At 61.0% G+C, this 17968-nt stretch carries 21 protein-coding genes, 1 tRNA gene and 1 other annotated feature; of the genes, 4 read left to right on the top strand and 18 right to left on the bottom strand.

Annotated features, from left to right (window positions below):
* The 16 genes from WE862_RS09190 to WE862_RS09115 all read right to left on the bottom strand — a co-directional run bounded on the left by WE862_RS09190 (position 1) and on the right by WE862_RS09115 (position 12502).
* Positions 1-543, bottom strand: a complete 543-nt coding sequence (locus WE862_RS09190; RefSeq protein WP_071912290.1) for a chalcone isomerase family protein — start codon at positions 541-543, stop codon at positions 1-3.
* Positions 500-718, bottom strand: coding sequence for a TIGR02450 family Trp-rich protein (locus tag WE862_RS09185; protein WP_042030783.1), 219 nt, complete (start codon positions 716-718; stop codon positions 500-502). Before WE862_RS09185 ends, WE862_RS09190 begins: the two co-directional genes overlap by 44 nt.
* Entirely contained in the window at positions 715-1227 is a 513-nt protein-coding gene (locus WE862_RS09180) for a DUF2878 domain-containing protein (protein WP_198493520.1), read from the bottom strand. Before WE862_RS09180 ends, WE862_RS09185 begins: the two co-directional genes overlap by 4 nt.
* A 2-nt stretch (positions 1228-1229) precedes the next feature.
* On the bottom strand, positions 1230-2486 hold the full coding sequence (locus WE862_RS09175; protein ID WP_198493521.1) for an SAM-dependent methyltransferase: 1257 nt from the start codon (positions 2484-2486) through the stop codon (positions 1230-1232).
* Complete coding sequence (locus WE862_RS09170; RefSeq protein ID WP_198493522.1) at positions 2486-3268, bottom strand: DUF1365 domain-containing protein; 783 nt, start codon at positions 3266-3268, stop codon at positions 2486-2488. The genes WE862_RS09175 and WE862_RS09170 overlap by 1 nt, the downstream gene beginning before the upstream one ends.
* The gene (locus WE862_RS09165; protein ID WP_198493523.1) at positions 3265-4524 is read right to left on the bottom strand and encodes an NAD(P)/FAD-dependent oxidoreductase; all 1260 of its coding nucleotides are present in this window, start codon (positions 4522-4524) and stop codon (positions 3265-3267) included. The genes WE862_RS09170 and WE862_RS09165 overlap by 4 nt, the downstream gene beginning before the upstream one ends.
* Complete coding sequence (locus WE862_RS09160) at positions 4521-5255, bottom strand: SDR family NAD(P)-dependent oxidoreductase (protein WP_042032123.1); 735 nt, start codon at positions 5253-5255, stop codon at positions 4521-4523. The genes WE862_RS09165 and WE862_RS09160 overlap by 4 nt, the downstream gene beginning before the upstream one ends.
* Entirely contained in the window at positions 5252-5680 is a 429-nt protein-coding gene (locus tag WE862_RS09155) for a nuclear transport factor 2 family protein (protein WP_042032124.1), read from the bottom strand. Before WE862_RS09155 ends, WE862_RS09160 begins: the two co-directional genes overlap by 4 nt.
* Position 5681: 1 nt before the next feature.
* Complete coding sequence (gene phrB, locus WE862_RS09150; protein WP_042032125.1) at positions 5682-7103, bottom strand: deoxyribodipyrimidine photo-lyase; 1422 nt, start codon at positions 7101-7103, stop codon at positions 5682-5684.
* Positions 7100-7987, bottom strand: coding sequence for a MerR family transcriptional regulator (locus tag WE862_RS09145; protein ID WP_042032126.1), 888 nt, complete (start codon positions 7985-7987; stop codon positions 7100-7102). Before WE862_RS09145 ends, phrB begins: the two co-directional genes overlap by 4 nt.
* 69 nt (positions 7988-8056) lie before the next feature.
* Positions 8057-9004: a YbgA family protein gene (locus WE862_RS09140; protein WP_042032127.1), complete on the bottom strand. Its 948-nt coding sequence runs from the start codon at positions 9002-9004 to the stop codon at positions 8057-8059.
* Positions 9005-9184: 180 nt separating this feature from the next.
* On the bottom strand, positions 9185-9826 hold the full coding sequence (locus WE862_RS09135) for an autotransporter (protein ID WP_042032128.1): 642 nt from the start codon (positions 9824-9826) through the stop codon (positions 9185-9187).
* A 173-nt stretch (positions 9827-9999) separates the two neighbouring features.
* Positions 10000-10572: a DUF3157 family protein gene (locus tag WE862_RS09130; protein ID WP_042032129.1), complete on the bottom strand. Its 573-nt coding sequence runs from the start codon at positions 10570-10572 to the stop codon at positions 10000-10002.
* A 97-nt stretch (positions 10573-10669) separates the two neighbouring features.
* Complete coding sequence (locus WE862_RS09125) at positions 10670-11506, bottom strand: 7-cyano-7-deazaguanine synthase (RefSeq protein ID WP_042032130.1); 837 nt, start codon at positions 11504-11506, stop codon at positions 10670-10672.
* Between the two features lie 87 nt (positions 11507-11593).
* Positions 11594-11872: a DUF6482 family protein gene (locus WE862_RS09120; RefSeq protein ID WP_041208026.1), complete on the bottom strand. Its 279-nt coding sequence runs from the start codon at positions 11870-11872 to the stop codon at positions 11594-11596.
* An 18-nt stretch (positions 11873-11890) separates the two neighbouring features.
* Positions 11891-12502, bottom strand: a complete 612-nt coding sequence (locus WE862_RS09115) for an HAD family hydrolase (protein ID WP_042032131.1) — start codon at positions 12500-12502, stop codon at positions 11891-11893.
* Between the two features lie 169 nt (positions 12503-12671).
* Positions 12672-12793 (top strand) — a sequence feature (Phe leader region).
* A gap of 38 nt (positions 12794-12831) precedes the next feature.
* Here WE862_RS09115 and pheA point away from each other — a divergent pair.
* Complete coding sequence (gene pheA, locus WE862_RS09110) at positions 12832-14004, top strand: prephenate dehydratase (RefSeq protein WP_041208022.1); 1173 nt, start codon at positions 12832-12834, stop codon at positions 14002-14004.
* A 318-nt stretch (positions 14005-14322) separates the two neighbouring features.
* Here the strand turns inward: pheA and WE862_RS09105 are convergent, their stop codons facing one another.
* Positions 14323-14748, bottom strand: a complete 426-nt coding sequence (locus WE862_RS09105) for an LPP20 family lipoprotein (RefSeq protein ID WP_041208020.1) — start codon at positions 14746-14748, stop codon at positions 14323-14325.
* 10 nt (positions 14749-14758) lie between these two features.
* The gene (locus WE862_RS09100) at positions 14759-15379 is read right to left on the bottom strand and encodes a FlgO family outer membrane protein (RefSeq protein WP_041208019.1); all 621 of its coding nucleotides are present in this window, start codon (positions 15377-15379) and stop codon (positions 14759-14761) included.
* A 218-nt stretch (positions 15380-15597) separates the two neighbouring features.
* On the opposite strand from WE862_RS09100, the gene WE862_RS09095 reads away from it, so the two are divergent.
* The 3 genes from WE862_RS09095 to WE862_RS09085 all read left to right on the top strand — a co-directional run bounded on the left by WE862_RS09095 (position 15598) and on the right by WE862_RS09085 (position 17951).
* The gene (locus WE862_RS09095) at positions 15598-16752 is read left to right on the top strand and encodes a flagellar assembly protein FlgT (RefSeq protein WP_042032132.1); all 1155 of its coding nucleotides are present in this window, start codon (positions 15598-15600) and stop codon (positions 16750-16752) included.
* Between the two features lie 50 nt (positions 16753-16802).
* Positions 16803-16879 (top strand) — tRNA-Arg (locus WE862_RS09090).
* A 187-nt stretch (positions 16880-17066) separates the two neighbouring features.
* A complete protein-coding gene (locus WE862_RS09085) occupies positions 17067-17951 on the top strand; it encodes a DMT family transporter (RefSeq protein ID WP_042032133.1) in 885 nt (294 codons plus the stop codon).
* Positions 17952-17968 lie beyond the last annotated feature (17 nt).

The raw sequence follows: 17968 nt of genomic DNA, 5'->3' as shown, positions 1-17968 counted from the left end.
TCAGGATTGGCCGCGCAGACGGCGGGTCAGTGCAGGATCCAGACTGTTGTCAGCCAGCCAGATGGCGAGAAAGGCGGCCGAAAATCGGGGATCGTCGAGGGAACCAAGGCGTTTGTCTTGCCACCAGAAGTGGCCATGCCCCGCCTCATCGACATAGAAGGTGAGCCGATCGCCCGCAGCGACATCCGGCCAGATTGCAGCAAGTTGCTCCAGCCACTGCTTGCGCTCGGTATCGCTCCCCACTCCGAGGCGCTGCCACTCGGATGAAGTGGCGCCGAGCAGATCGTCCCGCTCGATGGCTCTGGCATAGGTGAGGGTAAGCGCTTGTGGATAGTGGCCCGGCTGGTAGCGACCACTCTCGCTCAACAGGGTGGCGTCGTAGAGCTTGAACCAGAGCCACTGCATCTGCCCCTGCCCGACCGGACGCAGCTTCTGCCAGGGGAGTGTTGCCGCATCGCTGGTGGTCGCAACCAGCAGGCTAAGGGCGGCAAGGTGGAGGCTAATTCCACCCCATATGCCAGTGATTGGGGTCTTCGAGTTCATGCCAGTCCATCTCCTGTTCCTGCAGGGTATTGATATCCTGCATCACTACCTGCACCAGCTGGCCCTGTGCATTCCGCTGGCAGGCAACCACCAGATAGAAGCGATCCGTCAGCTCGTGCTGGCTCTCTTTGGTCCACTTGGAAAAAAGCAGCGTGTCGGTCGAAAAGGTGTTCATCTCGCTTCACCCTCCAGCTTGACCGTTCCCCACAGGAGTACGGGTAACCACCACATCCAGATCACTGCCAGCAGCGCCGCACTGATCCCGATGCCCCAAGGTAAGTGTACTGCCCCCATGGCGGCTCCCGCCACATAGGAGGAGGTGCCGCCAACCATGCCAAACAACGCCTGCTGCCAGCGGGGCAGACGCAGCAGCCAGCGCATACCGTGGGCCAGCGTCAGGGCAAAACCGAGCCAGAGCAGTACTAGCCAGAGGGGAAAACCGAGCCAGAGCAGTACTAGCCAGAGGGGAAAACCGGACGGGAAACGGAACAGGCCGATCTGCCAGAGCAGGGCATCCAGCAGACAGCCGGCCACCGCGATGGGAAACAGCCGCCAGTCACGCTGGCGGCTGGGTGAGAAGAGAAAGTGCAGCAGCAAGATCACCAGCAGCGGGCCCGGCTGCTGCCACTTCACCGCCAGCAACCAGTAGAGGTTGAACCCCAGCAGGTGAGCCCACTGCCACATGGTCAGTGACCGCTTACTGGCAAATCACCCGACCAGCCAGCGGGCCCCGGCTTGGCGGCCTCCAGCTGAACCAGACTGATGCTGCGCTCTCGGAATCCCCCCTCGCAATAGGCGAAGTAGAAGTGCCACAGCCGGATGAAATCCTGGCTGTAACCGAGCTTGGGCAGCTCGGGTGCCAGCGCCAGAAAGCGCTCGCACCAGTGAGCCAAGGTGCGCGCATAGTGATGGCCGTGATCGTGCAGCCGCACCAGCTGCATATCGGTCTCCCGTGCCAGCAACCCCGCCATCTGGGAGACGCTCGGCAGGCAGCCACCGGGGAAGATGTAGCGCTGGATGAAATCAACCCCGCGCAGATACTGGGCATGACGCTGATCGGCGATGGTTATGGCCTGAATGAGCAGACGGCCACCGGGCTTGAGCAGCCGCGACAGCTGGCGGAAATAGTCGGGCAGAAAGGCGTGGCCCACCGCCTCGATCATCTCGATGGAGACCAGCTTGTCATAGGTCCCTTCCAGCTTGCGGTAATCCTCCAGCAGCAAGGTGATGCGATCCCCCAGCCCCTCCCGCGCAATCCACTCCTTGGCATAGTCGTGCTGGGCCCGGGAGATGGTGGTGGTCGTCACCCGGCAGCCATAGTGGCGGGCGGCATAGACGGCAAGGCCACCCCAGCCGGTGCCGATCTCCAGCAGATGATCGTCTGGTCCCAACTCGAGCCGCTCGCAGATGGTGCGCAGTTTGGCCTGCTGTCCCTCTTCGAGCGTGGCCTCGGCGCTCGGATAGATGGCGCTCGAGTACTGCATATGGCTGTCGAGAAAACCCTGATAGAGGGTATTGCCGAGATCGTAGTGGGCGGCAATGTTGGAGCGCGACCCGGTCAGAGTATTGCGGTTGAGCCAGTGGCGCACCTTGTTGAAGGGAAAACTGAGCCAGCCGAGGCGCCGCTCGAGGGAGTCGAGCAGGGTCAGATTGCGGGCCAGCAGCCGCACCAGTGCTACCGGATCCGGGCTGGTCCAGAGCCCCTCCACCCAGGTTTCTCCGGCGGCAATGCTTCCCCCCAGCAACAGGCGACGATAGAAAGCCGGATCCTGCACCACCAGTTCGGCATGCAGATCGGTGCCCGCCACGCCAAAGCTGTGGCGCTCACCGCCATCCCGCAGCAGCAGCTGGCCATGTTCGAGGCGACCCAGCAGATTGAGCAGCAGTTGCCTGGCCCCCTTGTCGATGAAAGAGGCAGAGAGGGTTGATTGAGCAAGTTCCATTAGCGGCTCTCCGGATGGGTAAAAATCGGGGTTCGTTTGATAAATAGACGCAGGGCCTGCCAGTAGATCCCGAGCAGCACCTTCATGGTCATCCATGGCCAGCGGGCCAGCAGGGCCGCCAGCCCCTTGCGCGACAAAGGTTCGCGAGTGAGCGCCAGAGTTGCGTCAAACAGCTTGGCTTCACCGGATACGGGATGACTCTCGATGTGGATCAGGGTCTCCTGCGCGGGCGGCCTGATCCGCCAGTGATAACGCATCGCCAGCCCCATAAAGGGGGAGACGTGAAAATCCTTGTCATGGGGGGCCAACGCCGCCAGATCCAGCAGGTAGTAGTGACGCTCGTTCCAGGGGGTATTGGAGACCTCTGCCAGCAGATAGCGCGCCTCGCCCTGCCGGTAGCAGAAGTAGAAGTTGACCGGGCTGAAGTAGAAGCCCAGACAGCGCACATTGCCGAGCAGCAGCACCCGTCCCTCTGGGTCGGCATCGCCACCCAGCTCGCTCACCTTCTGCCACACCGCCTGCTTGAGGCTCCCCTCACTCCCCTTGAGATAGTCATGGCGGTGAAACGAGAGCAGCCCAACCCGCTCCACCCCGAACCAGCGCCCCTGATCGAGCTGCGGCAGCTCGTCGAGATCCAGTCCCAGCATAAAAAGGCTGTAGGAGAAGGCGTGGGCCCGCGGCGCAAAACGGCGATGGCGCACCGAGCCCTGCCAGATGGCGCTGGTGACGCCAGCCAGTTCGTCGGCACGCCCATGTTCGGTGGCTACAGTGGCGCCGTTCATAGCTCGGCCCCGAAGCGCCTGGCGACATCCAGCGCGCTGCGCACCCCATCCTCATGGAAGCCGTTGTACCAGTAGGCGCCGCAGAAGTGGGTGTGCTGTTGGCCGCAGATCTCCGCACGCCGCTGCTGGGCAGCGATGGAGGCCTGATTGAACACTGGATGGTGGTAGACGAAGCGGCGCAGTACCTTGCTCTCATCCACCTTGCCCCTAGGGTTGAGGCTGACGCAGAAGGGCTCCGGCGAGTTAACCCCCTGCAGGATGTTCATGTTGTAGCTCACCAGCGGCCGCGCCTCGTCGTTGCCATCGAGCTGATAGTTCCAGCTGGCCCATGCCTTGCGGCGGGTGGGCAGGCAGCGCACATCGGTATGGAGCCAAACATCGTTGGCCTGATAGGGTATATCGCCGAGGATAGCCAGCTCCCGCTCGCCGGGATCCGCCAGCAGCGCCAGCGCCTGATCGCTGTGGCAGGCGAAGATCACCTCGTCAAACCACTCCTCGCCGTAACTGCTCAGGATCATCACGCCATCTGCGTCCCGCCGCACGCTCTGCACCGGACAGGCGAGGCGGATCTGCGATTGCCAACCCGCGGTAAGGGGGCCGATATATTCCCGCGAGCCGCCCGGGATCACGTACCACTGGGGGCGATTGGCCACATCGAGCAGGCCATGGTTGGCAAAAAAGCGCAGGAAGAAGCCAAGGGGGAAGGCGCGCATATCGGCCAGGGTCGATGACCAGATCGCCGCCCCCATCGGCAAGATGTAGTGGCGGGCGAAGTAGTCGCTAAACTCCCCCGCCAGCAGAAAGTCCCCCAGGGTCAGCTCGGGGACTGCATCCTGATGTTGACCATCTGCCAGCCAGGCCCGTGCCTCCCGGTTGAACCGCAAGATCTCGGCGACAAAACCGTAGAAACGGGGACTCAGCAAATTGCTGCGCTGGGCAAACAGGGTGTCGAGGTTGTGGCCGTTATACTCCAGCCCCTCTGGGCTCTTTACCGAGAAGCTCATCTCGGCCGGTTGCCGCGCCATGCCGATCCGCGCCAGCAACTTCAAGAAGTTGGGGTAGGTGCGATCATTGAAGACGATAAAACCGGTGTCGATGGCATAGCTGTGGCCAGCCTGATTCACATCGACGGTGGCGGTGTGACCGCCCAGGGTCGGCGCCGCCTCGAACAGGGTGATGTCATGGAGTTTGTGGAGCAGAAAACCGGCGGTAAGCCCCGAGATCCCTGAACCGACGATGGCGATCTTTTTCTTCATGAATGGCTTCCTTTCGATACGAGTGCGCGGCCAAGGCGCAGCCAGAGCCCCACCGGCAGTGCACCAAGCAGGCGCAGCAACCAGATGAAACGGCGGGGAAAGTGGATCTGGTGGCGACCGGCGGTCAGCCCGTCCATGATGGCGCGGGAGGCCTGCTCCACCGTCACCAGACAGGGCATGGGAAAATCATTTTTGGCGGTGAGCGGCGTCTGGACAAAGCCGGGGCGGATCAGGGTCACCCCGATCCCTTTGCTGGCCAAATCGAGGCGCAAGGTATCCGCCAGATAGTCGAGGGCCGCCTTGGAAGCGCCATACGCCTCGGCCCGCGGCAGCGGCAGCCAGCTCACCGACGAGCTGACAATGGCCAGTCGAGATCCTGCACCTAGCAGCGGCAAGAAGGCGGCCAGCGCATGACCGGTGGCGATCAGATTGGTCTCAATCACCCGGGCAAACAGCTCGCTGTCAAACCCCTCAGCCACATCCATGTACTCGCAGTTGCCTGCGTTGAGGATTAGCAGATCGAGGGATGGCAGCGTAGCGGCTACCCCACTCATTGCGGCCATATCCCGGGCATCGAACTGCAGCGGGGTAATGCCGAGCAGCCCCAACTCCTGCAGCCGTTCGCCATCGCGGCCACAGCCCCACACCTGCCAGCCTGCACGCCGGTAATCGAGCGCCAGCTGGCGACCGATGCCGGAGGTCGCCCCGGTGATCAGCACCCGGCCACTCATGCGCCAAGCCTCATCTTGATAGTGCGCACCACCGGCCCGAGCAGCGGCAACTGCTCGTAGAGCATGGCGCCCAGATCAAAATAGTCCCGGTGCTGGCACACCTTGCCCGCCTCGTCGAACTCGAGGCGGGTGGCCCCCTCCACCGTCACCGGCTCACCACCACGCAAGCTGGGGTGCGAAAAGGTCATGGTCCAGCCGAGCCAGGCCTGCTGCCCCTGTTGCTGCTGACTGGTGATGACGAAACGGCAGTAGGCGAGGCGCTGATAGAGGGCGGCAAAATAGTCGCCAAGGGCCGCCAGCCCCTCGATACGGTGGGCCGGATCGGTAAAGACCACCTGTTCGGCATAGACCTCGGGCAAACGGTGCAACTGCTGTTTGTCCAGTTGCTGATAGAGGCCAATAAAGCGGGCCAGCGGCTCGTTCATCCTATTTCTCCAGAGAGCGAAACATCTCGATGGCTCTCACCCGGGCAACGGCGTGATCCACCATGGGTGCCGGATAATCCTGCCGCCCCTTGAGCCGCAGCCAGTCGTGGGGCTGATGCACATAAGCGGCAGGAATATCGGCAAGTTCAGTTACCCAGGTACGGATAAACTCCCCTTGTGGATCAAATCGTTGCCCCTGAGTGGTGGGGTTGAACACCCGAAAATAGGGCGCTGCATCGGCGCCGGTACCCGCCGCCCACTGCCAACCGCCGTTGTTGGCCGCCAGATCGCCGTCGATCAGCCGACTCATGAAGTAATCCTCCCCGAGCCGCCAGTGGATATGGAGATCCTTGGTGAGAAAGCTCGCCACTATCATCCGCAGCCGGTTGTGCATCCAGCCGGTGGCGTTGAGGCAGCGCATCGCCGCATCGACAATGGGGTAGCCGGTGCGCCCCTCGCACCAGGCAGCGAAGGCATCCGGGTCCCAGCTCCACGGCAAGGCCGCCGTCTCGGGCTTGAAGGGGCGATTCATGGAGAGGGTCGGGATCAGTACCAGCAGGTGGCGATAGAACTCGCGCCAGATGAGCTCATTGAGCCAGACAAAACCGGGCTGGGCTTTCGACTGGGGTCGATAGCCCAGCCGCTGCTGGAGCGCCGCCACACACTGACGGGGGCTGATGATGCCCGCCGCCAGATAGGGGGAGATCACGGACGTGCCTGCGATGGCAGGAAAATCCCGGGTCTCGCCATAGTCGAGCACCGCCTGCTCCAGAAAATCGTTCAAACGGCGCCGGGCTTCCGCCTCCCCCACCGGCCAGCGTGGATCAGTCGTCAGCTCGCCGAGCGTCTCATCAACCCACGCCCGCTCGGCCAGCGGCGGCCACGGCAAAGGCTCACCACGCGGTGTCGGCGCCCGATGAATGACAAACCCCTCCTCATCGAGAGCCTTGAGCCAGGCGCGGCTGAAAGGTGTGAAGACCTTGAACATCTCCCCCGACCCGGTCAGCACCCGCCCCGGCGGCAATACGCAACAGCCGTTGAGCCAGTGACAACTCACCCCCTGCTCTGCCAGCGCGGCACTGACGGCGTGATCGCGGCGCTGCTCGTCGATCTCGATAGCCTGATTGGCATAGAGCTGGGTCACCCCCTGCTCGCGGCAAAGATCTGCCAACGCTGCGGGCACCTCGGCAAAAGTCTCCACTCGCAGCAGATGGAGCGGGATGCCGAGCGCCGCCAGCTCGCGGCCCAGCACATCGACCTGGGCCAACATAAAGCGCTGACGAATCGGGGCCATTTTGTGCTGCTGCCACTGGGTGGGGGAGATGATAAAGAGCGCGGCGACCGGTTCATCACCGGCGCAGGCATGCCTCAGTGCCGGGTTGTCGGCAAGGCGCAGATCATTGCGCAACCAGACCAGCTTCATGATTTTTTCCTCCCGCGTCCACTGGCGCCAGCCGCAGCAGGTGCGTCCACCATCAGCTCGGCAAGGCTCGCCTGCCAGCCGTGGGCGTTAAGCCACTCATCGTCGTAGAGGCGCCCCAACTCGCCAAACAGGCGCGTACCGGCGGGCCACCCGGCGGCCAGCTCCTGTTTGCCAAGACCGGCTCCCAGCAATACCAGCCAGGGGGTAACGGCACGTCCCTCCAGCAGGCTGACATGGCGAGGCTCCACCGCCCCCAGCAGTTGCACCTCATAGCCCTGACCGATCAGCTCGTAGGCGGCCCAGACCAGATCGAGGGGGCCGACCTGTCCCCAGCTCGCCAGCGTGATCGGCACGCCCTTCTCCTGCTCGATCAGGTGGCGGGCGAAGCGGGTATGGAGCCAACCCAGCCACACCTGTTGCAGCAACTCGCCATCGGGCCGCTCGCGCCACAGCCCCAGCAGCCGCTCCACCAGCGGTTGCAGTACCCGGCTGCGCACCAGCTCGAACGGGTAACTCGCCAGCAGGTCGTTGAGCTCAGCCTCCGCCTTGCGCTGGTTGAAGGCGAGCAGCGCCTGACTGAACAGCTCCAGGGTCTGCTGCCAGTGATCGCTCACCGGCTGGGCGTGGGGTTCGCTCAAGAGCCCCTTTACCTGCCCGATGCTCACCCCCCGCTCCAGCCAGCTCAGGATCTCGCCGATCTGGCGAATATCCTGCTCGCTGTAGAGGCGGTGGCCCTTTTCGGTTCGGGCCGGCTGCACCAGACCGTAGCGACGCTGCCAGGCGCGCAGGGTCACGGCGTTGACGCCGGTGAGGCGGGAGACCTCGCGAATGGGGTAGATCCCCTCATCAGCCAGAGGAGCAACTTCTTGCGGTAAATCAGACATGACAACGTCCATCAAACAGAGGAGTGAAGCGCCCCGGCGCAAACAATGCGCCGGGGCAACAGAACGGATTCAGAGCCCGTAACGCAATTTGAGCGTATCGGGGTGCGGATTGAGATAAACCTGCTCGGCAAGGTAAGGATTGGGGTACTCGCGCAGGTAGTGGCGGATCAGGGTGAGCGGTACCAGCAAGGGGAAGATGCCGGTGCGGTACTTGTCGATGGTATCGGCCAACTCCTGCTTCTGGGCCGGGGTCAGCACCCGCTTGAAGTAGCCCTGCAGGTGCATCAGCACATTGGTATGGCTGCGGCGGTTAGCCCGCTGGGTCAGCGCAGCCATCAACCCCTTGATGTAGTTGTCGGCCACCTCCTGCAGGTTGGCGGACTTGCCCAGATTGCCGAGCAGCTTGCCAAGCGCCCGGTAGTGGGTGGTGGCGTGGGAGAGCACCAGATACTTGTAGCGGGAGTGGAAGCGGATCAGCGCAGAGGCGGTGATACCACGGGCGCAGAGCTGCTGCCAGTCGTGGTAGGCAAAGACCCGCAGCACGAAGTTCTCGCGCAGGATGGGGTCGCACAGGCGGCCATCCTCTTCCACCGGCAGCAGGGGGTTGGCCTCCATCAGCGCCTTGGCAAAGAGGCCGATCCCCTCCTTGGCGCTCCCCTCGTTGTTGGCACCATAAATTCTCACCCGCTCCATGCCGCAGCTGGGGGATTTGGCACAGAGGATATAGCCGGAGATAAAGTCGAGCTGGCGCGCTTTCTGCTCGCTGAAGGCAATCAGCTTTTCGGTGACATCGAAGCTGCCGTTGCTCGCCTCGGCGCGGATCTCGCCGTGACGCTTGACCAGCCTGATAGCGGCACGGGGCGCCCCGAGACCAATAGCCATCTCGGGACAGACGGGGTGGTAGTCAAAGTGAGCGCCAAGATCCCGTTCGCAGAAGCTGGAGCGCTTGTGGCCCCCGTCGAAACGCACCTCTTGTCCTAGCAGGCAGGCACTGATACCGACTTTAATCTTGTACATGATGACGCTCCTTGTATAAGCATTGATTCAGTTATAGCAGTTATACAAAGAAATGGAAGTTGTATAACTATTGCCAACTGATACGACACAAGGAGAAAAAGAGGATCACCGGAAAAAGAAAAAACCCATGGCAAACGCCATGGGTAAAAATCAAGACACTACGGACTACGGGAAGGGGGATTAGAAGCTGTACTTCACACCCAGACTGGAGATGGAACCCTGTTGCACATCCCACTTGCGGTAGGTGTAGTCGGCAGTCAGTGCCCAGTTCTGGTTGAGTTTGTAGGCGCCGCCCACTTTGAAATCGTGCATATCGCCGGTCATGTTGGCGTAGCGGTAGGCAGTGGAGAGCTCGACATTGCCGATGTCGTAGCGCAGACCCACTTCGCCGTACATGCTGCCGCTGTTTTTGCGAGCAACAGCATCCCAGCCTTTGTTAGCGATATCGCTGGGAAGTTCACGCTCCAGCATGTAGCCGGTCACACCGGTTTCGCCGTAGAGGTTCAGGCCAGTGCTTAGCGGGGTAAATACACCGACACCGATGCTGGAGATAGACATGCTGTCGTTGCCGCTGCTGCGAGAGGTGTACTCAGTGCTGCCACGACCGTAGAAATTGGAGCCGAAGCTCTTGGAGAGATCCAGGCTCAGACCGCCAAAATCACGGGTGCCTTTACTGTCATTGCTGAAGGTACCGTTGAGATAGTCGGACTTGGTGTGGGCCCAGGTAGCCGCGCCCTTGGCGTAGCTGAAAGCATCCTGTGCCAGTGCAGAGGTGGAAGCAAAACCGGCCAGAACCAGAAGGGAAACAGCGCTCTTTTTCATCTCATTAACTCCATTGATAAGCTCGTCGAGCTGGTATGGAGTCATTGTGCGGCTAGGTTCCCTGCTTGCCGAGCGGCAAGCTGTTGCCAAATCATGTCAGATGTAAGCAGATATTGCGGATGATGACAGGAGTTACAAATGGCTGGCGTGAGGCTCACGCCAGCCGGAAAAAATCAGCGGAAGACCACCTCGTCGATCTCGACTCGCACCAGCGGCTGACCGGTCAATCCGGCAGGACGGGCAACCTCGATGGCCAGTGATGGACGCTCCTGCCCCTTGCGCAGATAGGTCTCCGGCAGACGGTTCTCGGCGACCCAGAAACGGGCCTCCTGACGGGAGAGCTGTACCCCCTCTGGACTGAAGAGCGTGACCCAGCCACGCACACCGACCACATTGCGGGTACCGGTATTGCCCACCATAAAGGTAAGCATCAGGGGATCTGTCCCCTCAACCTTGTCGAGCTTGACCACGATCCCGTCACGCGCCGCCTGTGACAGCAATTCGGGGTGTGCCTTGGCCTGATCGGTCAGCACGGGGGCCGCTACCGCAACCACAGCACCCGCTTTCGCCCCTTCGGCCAGCGCCTTGACGGGCTCGGCCGGCTTGACCACCAGATATTCCCAGGTGAAGTCATCGTTCAGTTGCACCTGACGACCATCAGGCAGGGTCACCTGGGTAACAGGAGCAGCCTGCGCCAACACGGGCGAGAGACAGAGAGCAACCAGCAGACGGGAGAAAGATTTCATGGCATGAACACTCGGTAACGGGTGAAAGGGCGACAGTATAAACAGTCGCGCCCCTCCTTGCCTATGACGGGACTCACGTTCCCGCTGTCGCAGAAGCCTAGATAGCCAGGTCGTGGCGCTCTTCCTGCACCATGTCGAGGGTCACCAGATCGAACTCGGTTCCTTTGAGCGCCATCAGGATATCCGGCTGGAGATCAAAGGCCTGAGCCCGCTGGTGTTCAGGCAGACGCACCCGGGCCAGGGTCATGCCGCAATCAGAGAGGGTGTGAAAAAACACCTGTGCCTCGTCCAGCCCCATGTCGGCCAGCATCTGTTCGGCTTGATCCACCATCCGCAGATAACGCTGCTCAAGCAGCCGTGGATTGGTGAAGCGATGGCTCAGGCAGCCATTGCCCCCCTTGCCCCAGCGACCAAGCTGGCGCTTGTTGAAGCCATAGCGAAAATCCCGCCGGGTCATCTGGTTGTCGGCAAAGAACCAGATAGTGTGGTCAGGCAGAGAACCGAATTCAGCCAGATACTCATCCCGCTCTTCCAGCGCCGCCGGCACCAGCAGCGGGAGATGGTTCCACTTTGGATGTGCCCCCACATGTTCACGCAAGCGGCGCACCGGATCGATCAGCCCCTCCATGTGGGGCAGGCGATCGCAGAAAATCATTTCGTCGGTCTTGATAATCCAGTGATCGATACCGTAGCGCTGGCAGTAACGACGGGCTCGCGCCACTTCACTGCGGCTGCGGGTCGGATTGTCAAAGGTGATAGCATGGATCTTCACGCCGCTGGCACGGCACATGTCGATGCTGTAACAGGACTCCAGTCGCCCGGAAAAAGAGACCACGACCTCCTCAAACCCGGCCAGCCGCTCAAGCATCTGCTGCTCGCGGGCCAGGAACGCATGATCATATCCCTGATTCAATAGAACGACATTGGCACCCATGACAACAGCTCCGGCGGATCAACAACAGGTTCCGGTATTGTGCAACGGGCAAGCTGAATAGACCCTTAAAAAGGTCAGGGTTTGTGGTTAAAACTTGATAATGATCTCTTGCGATTCGGCCCCGACATCCTCGTTCTGGGCATCATAAACCCGCAGCCGAGCCTGATGGATCTGGTGAGCGCGAAGGAAACCTTCCGCTTGCGCCAGCGAGGTGAAGGTAAGCCGCCCCCCCTCGCTGTCGGTCAGGCAGAGGCACTCCCCTTCCGCTTCGATACATAGTTGATAACCGCTGCCATCCTTGCAGGCGATCAGCAGGCTCGACTCAGGATAGTGACTGAGCCAATTGCGAAACCGGCCATGCTCCATAACGCTCCCAAAGGGGCATTACCCCTTGCCGGTGGCGGGCAAACAGCCCAGCTCAACCAGCTGCTGGCGGCAACTCGCCGCGTCGGTGAAGACCATGCCCCTGATGCCAAGGGCCTCTGCCGCCGCTATGTTGGCGGGGCTGTCATCGATGAAGATGCACTCTGCCGGTTTGAGATCGAACGACACCAGCAGGTAGCGATAGATATCCGGCTCCGGCTTCATCATCCGCACCCGCGCCGAGACCACCTTGCCGCTGAAAAAGCGCCAGAAATCCTGATGCTGCTCCAGCCAGTCGATGCTGGCGTGCCCCATGTTGGAGAGGGCATAGAGCGAATGGCCTGCTCCGTGCAGCTCGGCCATCAAGGTTAGCATAGCGGGATCTGGCAGCAGCGACGGAGGCACCGCCTGCAAAATCGCCAGGTTTTCTGCGGCGCTCAGGCCTGTTCTGCGCTCTGCCTGACGAGCCATGGTGTGCAGTGACATGGTGCCTCTGTCCACCTCCAGCCAGTCCTGATGATTGAACAGCCGCTCCGCCAGCTGAGCGGCCCCTTCTGGGCCACGCACCGAGCTCACTATGCCGACCGGATCCCAGCTCACCACCACCCGTCCCAAATCGAAAATAATCGCCATCGCAACCTCCTGCAGCTCTGAATCGCGGGCAGAAATTCAGGTTCATATAAAGCCGTTTATACGCCTGCCACTTGACCGGATACCCTGCCCCCATCTTGCGGTGCGGGCAAGTTTTACTTGCATCGCAGCGGCAAATCCCTTAATGGTTATGACGTTACTTCAAGGACACACCTATGCACGCACCATTCTTCTTTGCTTTCTCGTTTATCCGGCCCGCTTGAGGGAAGGCCTGTCGTCGTGTGAACAGAAAGCAAAGACGAATCAAGCCTCCCCTCGCGGAGGCTTTTTTTTGCATCAATATCAATCGATTAATTGGATAGGGAACCATCATGGCAACGCTCGACGAGATCAGACAAGACATCACCCGGTTGGATCAGGAGCTGCTTGCCCTGCTGGCAAAACGCAAGACCCTCAGCATCGAGGTAGCCCGAGCCAAGCAAGCCAACCCGCGCCCCATCCGTGACCACCAGCGCGAGCAGGAGCTGCTGGTCGCCCTGATCCAGCAAGGGCGCGTGCTGGGGCTTGATGCCCAGTACATTACCCGCATCTATCACACCATCATCGAGGACTCGGTGCTCTCCCAGCAGGCCTATCTGCAGAGCCTGCTCAACCCGGAGCAGCAGGAGCCGATGACCAGCGTCGCCTATCTGGGGCCGCGCGGTTCCTACTCCAGCTTGGCCGCCCGCAAATATCTGGCGCGCTACAAGGATCAGGTGATCGAGGTGAACTGCCAGAACTTCCGCGAAGTGCTGGATGCGGTGGAGTCGGGCCGCGCCGCCTTTGGCGTGCTGCCCATCGAGAACACCAGCTCGGGCTCCATCAACGAAGTCTATGACGTGATGCAGCACACCAGCCTCTCCATCGTTGGCGAACTGACCTACCCCATCGAGCACTGCATTCTCACCGCCGTGCCGACCGAGCTTGGCCGAATCAAGACCTTCTATGCCCATCCGCAGGTGTTCCAGCAGTGCTCCCACTATCTGAGCAAGCTGGAAGGGGCTCGTCACGAGATCTGCGACTCCTCCTCCAGCGCCATGATGAAGGTGAAAGAGCTGGCGAGCGCGGAGGCCGCGGCCATCGGCAGCGCCGCCGGCGGTGAACTCTATGGTCTGGACGTACTGGCCGAGCAGCTCGCCAACCAGAAGGAGAACTACAGCCGCTTTATAGTGGTGGCGCGCAAACCCATCGACGTGGCACCGCAGATCCCGGCCAAGACCACCCTCATCATGTCCACCTCCCAGAAACCGGGTTCGCTGGTGGAGGCGCTGCTGGTGCTGCGCAACCACGAGATCAACATGACCAAGCTCGAATCCCGCCCGGTGCAGGGCAACCCGTGGGAAGAGATGTTCTACCTCGACGTCTCCGCCAACCTCAACACCCCAGCGATGCAGGCTGCACTGGTGGAGCTGACCAAGATCACCCGCTACATCAAGGTGCTGGGCTGCTACCCGAGTGAGGATGTCAAACCGACCGCAGTGCCACCGGTACTGATGGGCAAATAATCGAGCCAATCGACAAGAGGCGGGCATCATGCCCGCCTCTGTTTTTTCTGCCACCAGCCCACCTGAAGCGCGGAACAGGCTGTAGCCAGGTGCCAAAACTCGCCACCAGAGGCTATTTATTGTTCAGCAAAGCTAAATGACTACTCACCACCATCAAGGAAAAATTGACGATATGACCCGCTAAAAAGGCCCTTGCCGCGGCCAAATTGCCCGTCTTGAGCCATTTTCCCCTGCCGAACCCCGGATCCTGACTCTGCCCGATAACAAAAAGGCGAGCCGCTGGCTCGCCTTGAACACACAACTTTCGACCGGTTCACATCAGAACTGACCGGCCATCAGCTGGTTGATGTTGTAGAGGGCGCGGGTATCGAGCTCCATCTCGGTGGCATAGGTATTACCGCGGGGATAGGAGGCCACCACCCGGGCGCCGCGCACCACGCCAGCCACCGACACATCGAGCGAGTTGGAGGTCTGGGTCAGGTCACGATAGCTGCTCTGGCCGCGCACCTGCTGGCCATTGAGCTGCTCGGCCAGCTCGCGATAGGCATCCATCTTGGAAGCGCGGATCGCCTGCAGCATCTTCTCCGACTGGGAGGGGCCGGGCTGGATGTCGATCACCGCATAGCCCACCGCCTTGAGCACCGGAAAATCATCGGGCTTGCCACCCTGGGTGTAATCCGTCACCCGGTTGTAGCTGCAACCGGTGAGCAAGAGTGCCAGCAGGCAACCAAACAACATCTTCATGACTCGCTCCTTATGGGGTCAGGTTGACCAGATGACCACCCGGTCTGGCCTGACTGTCACGCATCAGATAACCGCGGTTAATCGATGCCCGACCAAACGAGTTGTTGGCACCGAACAGATATTTCTGCGGGATCAGGCTCTGGGCCGTGGTCTCCACCATCTTGGTACGCATGTCGATGATGCGGGCGTTGACCAGAACCCCCTTGCTGTTGCGACTGAAGGTGCCGACCAGAATGCGCGAGATTGGCAGACGGGGAGAGAGCTCCTTGTAGTTGCGGCTCAGCACAAAATCCCCCTGCGGCGTCACCTTGATGCTGCCGGTCAGCTTGAAGTCCACCACCACCTCGCCGCGGCGGTTGAGCTCGTAGATAAAGCTCTCCTCAATCTGCTGCCCCATCCAGTTGGTATCCTGCAGGGTATCGAGATCGACAAAAGAGGCTACCGCGATGGGATCGGTCAGAGTGGAGAGCGATTTGCGCTCCATCAGCTGATCGGTCATGCGTGCCACCAGCCAGTTGAGCTCCATCCCCTGCGCCGCCTGACGCGGATCACCCTGATCCCGATTGATAGGGTCGGAGCCGCAGCCGGCCAATGCCAGAGCGAGCGCCAACGCCGTGATGAATTTGTTCATGGATACCTTTCCTGTATCTGCACCTGATTTGTTATCGGACGCGTCGGCCAAACCTTGAGCCGGGAATGAGGCATGATTCTTGCTGAAACACTCGCTGTTAAGCCCATCTCTGGCGGATGGTCAGAAAAACGCCATCGAACAACTGTTGTGATCCATGTCGGCACGCCATGCCCTCTTCAAGAGAAGAGGCTGCGAGTCGCCTAATCAAGGTATCTGCTATGAAATTAACGCTGCTGTTGACCCTGCTGCTGGCCAGCCTGAGCGCCCGCGCCGAGCTTATCGAAGCGCAGGGCAGTGCCGCCATTCTGGGGGGGGATGAAGTCTACGCCCGTGAACAGGCGACTCGCGATGCCCTGCGTCAGGCGCTGCTGGCCAGCGGCGCCGCCGTCTCCAGCGTGCAGCGTCTGGAGAATGGCAGCCTGCGATCCGAGCAGATCCAGATCCGCTCCGGCGGCGACATTCGCCAGTACCGCCTCAAACGGGAAGAGGTGCGCAACGGCCGCATGTACATCACCCTGGTGGCCGATATTCAGGCCGAACGCCAGATCTGCCAGACCCAGCACTTCGCCAAGGATTTGACACTGGTCAGGCTGCGCCTGCGCTACCCCGATCAGGCCAGCTACGGCGCCATGGACGATATGCCGGAAAACCTCTCGCGCCGACTGTTCGAAACCCTCGCCAACGCCCCGCAAGGGGTCGCGGTGCGCCAGTGGCTGGACGAAAACCTGCGCATCGACCCGCTTCACCTGCAACAGGGGGATCGCAGCGCTCTCGAGGAGATCAAGGCCCTCAGCCTGCGCACCGACAGCCAGTATCTGGTGCTCGGCAGCATCGACGATCTCTCAATCGAACCGCAGGGCAACCAGCTGACCAGCTGGTATCAGGATCCCGTCCGCAATTTTCGCATGCAGCTCTACCTGTTCGATGGCATCAACGGCAGCCTGCTCAATCGCAAGGTCTATGAAGGGCGCGCCACCTGGACTTTCGGCAAGCGGGATCAGGTGGGCAGCAACAGCGGCCAGTTCTGGCAGTCCAGCTACGGCCAGGAGGTCAACTACCAGCTGCAGCAGGCCGCTCAGGATCTGGTGGCCCAGCTCACCTGCGCCCCGGTCACCGCCCGGGTAGTCGGCCAGAACGAACGCGGCCCCTACATCAATCTCGGCCGACGCAACGGCGTCAAGCTCGGCGACCAGTTCCGCATCCAGCACAACGCCGACTTCATCGATCCCTACGGCAAGTCCCGCATGATGCGCAACCCAGCCGACGGTCTGTTCGAAGTGGTACAGGTGTTCGACGACGGTGCCATCATTCGCAGCCAGAACAAATATTCACCATTCAACATCCAGAACGGGGATTTGGCAGTATTGGAATAGGAATCAAGGGTTTAAAAGGGAGTTGCTTCTTGTATAATGCCCGCCACAAGGCTCCCGTAGCTCAGTAGGATAGAGCGGTCCCCTCCTAAGGGACAGGCCACTGGTTCGACTCCAGTCGGGAGCGCCATATAAAACAAGGAGTTGGCATCATCACGGTGCCAACCCCTTGGTCGTTTTTGATGGTGGTCAATCCCTCCTCCTCTTATCTGTTATCACCCTCTGCATTCTTGGCTTGCACTCTCTCTGATAGACTGGCTCTCTTTGGCTGGGGCCTGCGCCCAAGCCAGCAGCTTCATCTTGCAAAGGAGTGTTGGATGTCCGGTTGTTCCTGGTGGGATAGATCCACCGGTTTTGCCTTGCTGACCATTGTGCTGTGGGCCTCGCTGGCCGCACTGACGTCGCGTATTGTCAGCGTGTCACCGCTCGTTCTGGTGGGACTGGTGCTGTTTTTCTGCGGGGCCGGTGCATTACCGTTCTGGCGCCAGTGGCGGGCCAGCCCGCTCACCTGGCTGATTACCATCACAGCCCTGCTCTTTTATCATCTGCTGCTTTTTATGAGCTTTCACCACGCCCCGGTGCTTGAGGCCAACCTCATCAACTACCTCTGGCCGCTCTGCATCATCCTCTTCACTCCGCTGTTGCTGCCAAATCATCCCCTCCACCTTCGCCACATTCTGGCGGGGATCTGCGGACTGGCTGGCTCCATGCTGGTGATGGTCGATGGCGAGCTGCAACTGCAGCAAGACTATCTGCCCGGCTATCTGCTGGCGCTGGGTGCAGCCATCATCTGGGGCGCCTACTCGGTACTGTCGCGCCGTCTGCCACCGGCGCCTGCTGTGGTCACTGCAGCAGCCTGTCTGCCCGCCGGCGTGCTGGCTCTGCTGCTCGCCCGTCTGCTGGAGGGGCCTCTGCCACTGGCACAGATCCCCATCAGCGACTGGAGCCTCATCATCGGGCTGGCCCTCGGCCCCATGGGGGCGGCCTTTGTTACCTGGTATCTGGCACTGCGTGACGGCGATCCACGCCGGATCGGCGCCCTTGCCTACCTGACCCCGCTGCTGAGTACCTTGCTGCTGGTGACATTGAACGGAGAGGAGCTGACCTCGCGCCATCTGCTGGCCGGCGCTCTGATCATGGGCGGTGCCTTGCTTGGCATGCGGAGCAAAAAAGCCCCTCCAGCCATCGCTGCCACAAGCTAGCCCCTGCCACACTGGCA

Source organism: Aeromonas jandaei (assembly GCF_037890695.1).
GTDB classification, from domain to species: Bacteria; Pseudomonadota; Gammaproteobacteria; order Enterobacterales; family Aeromonadaceae; genus Aeromonas; species Aeromonas jandaei.
The sequence above is the reverse complement of the archived record's forward strand: the minus strand, read 5'-3'. Positions and strand labels throughout refer to the sequence as shown.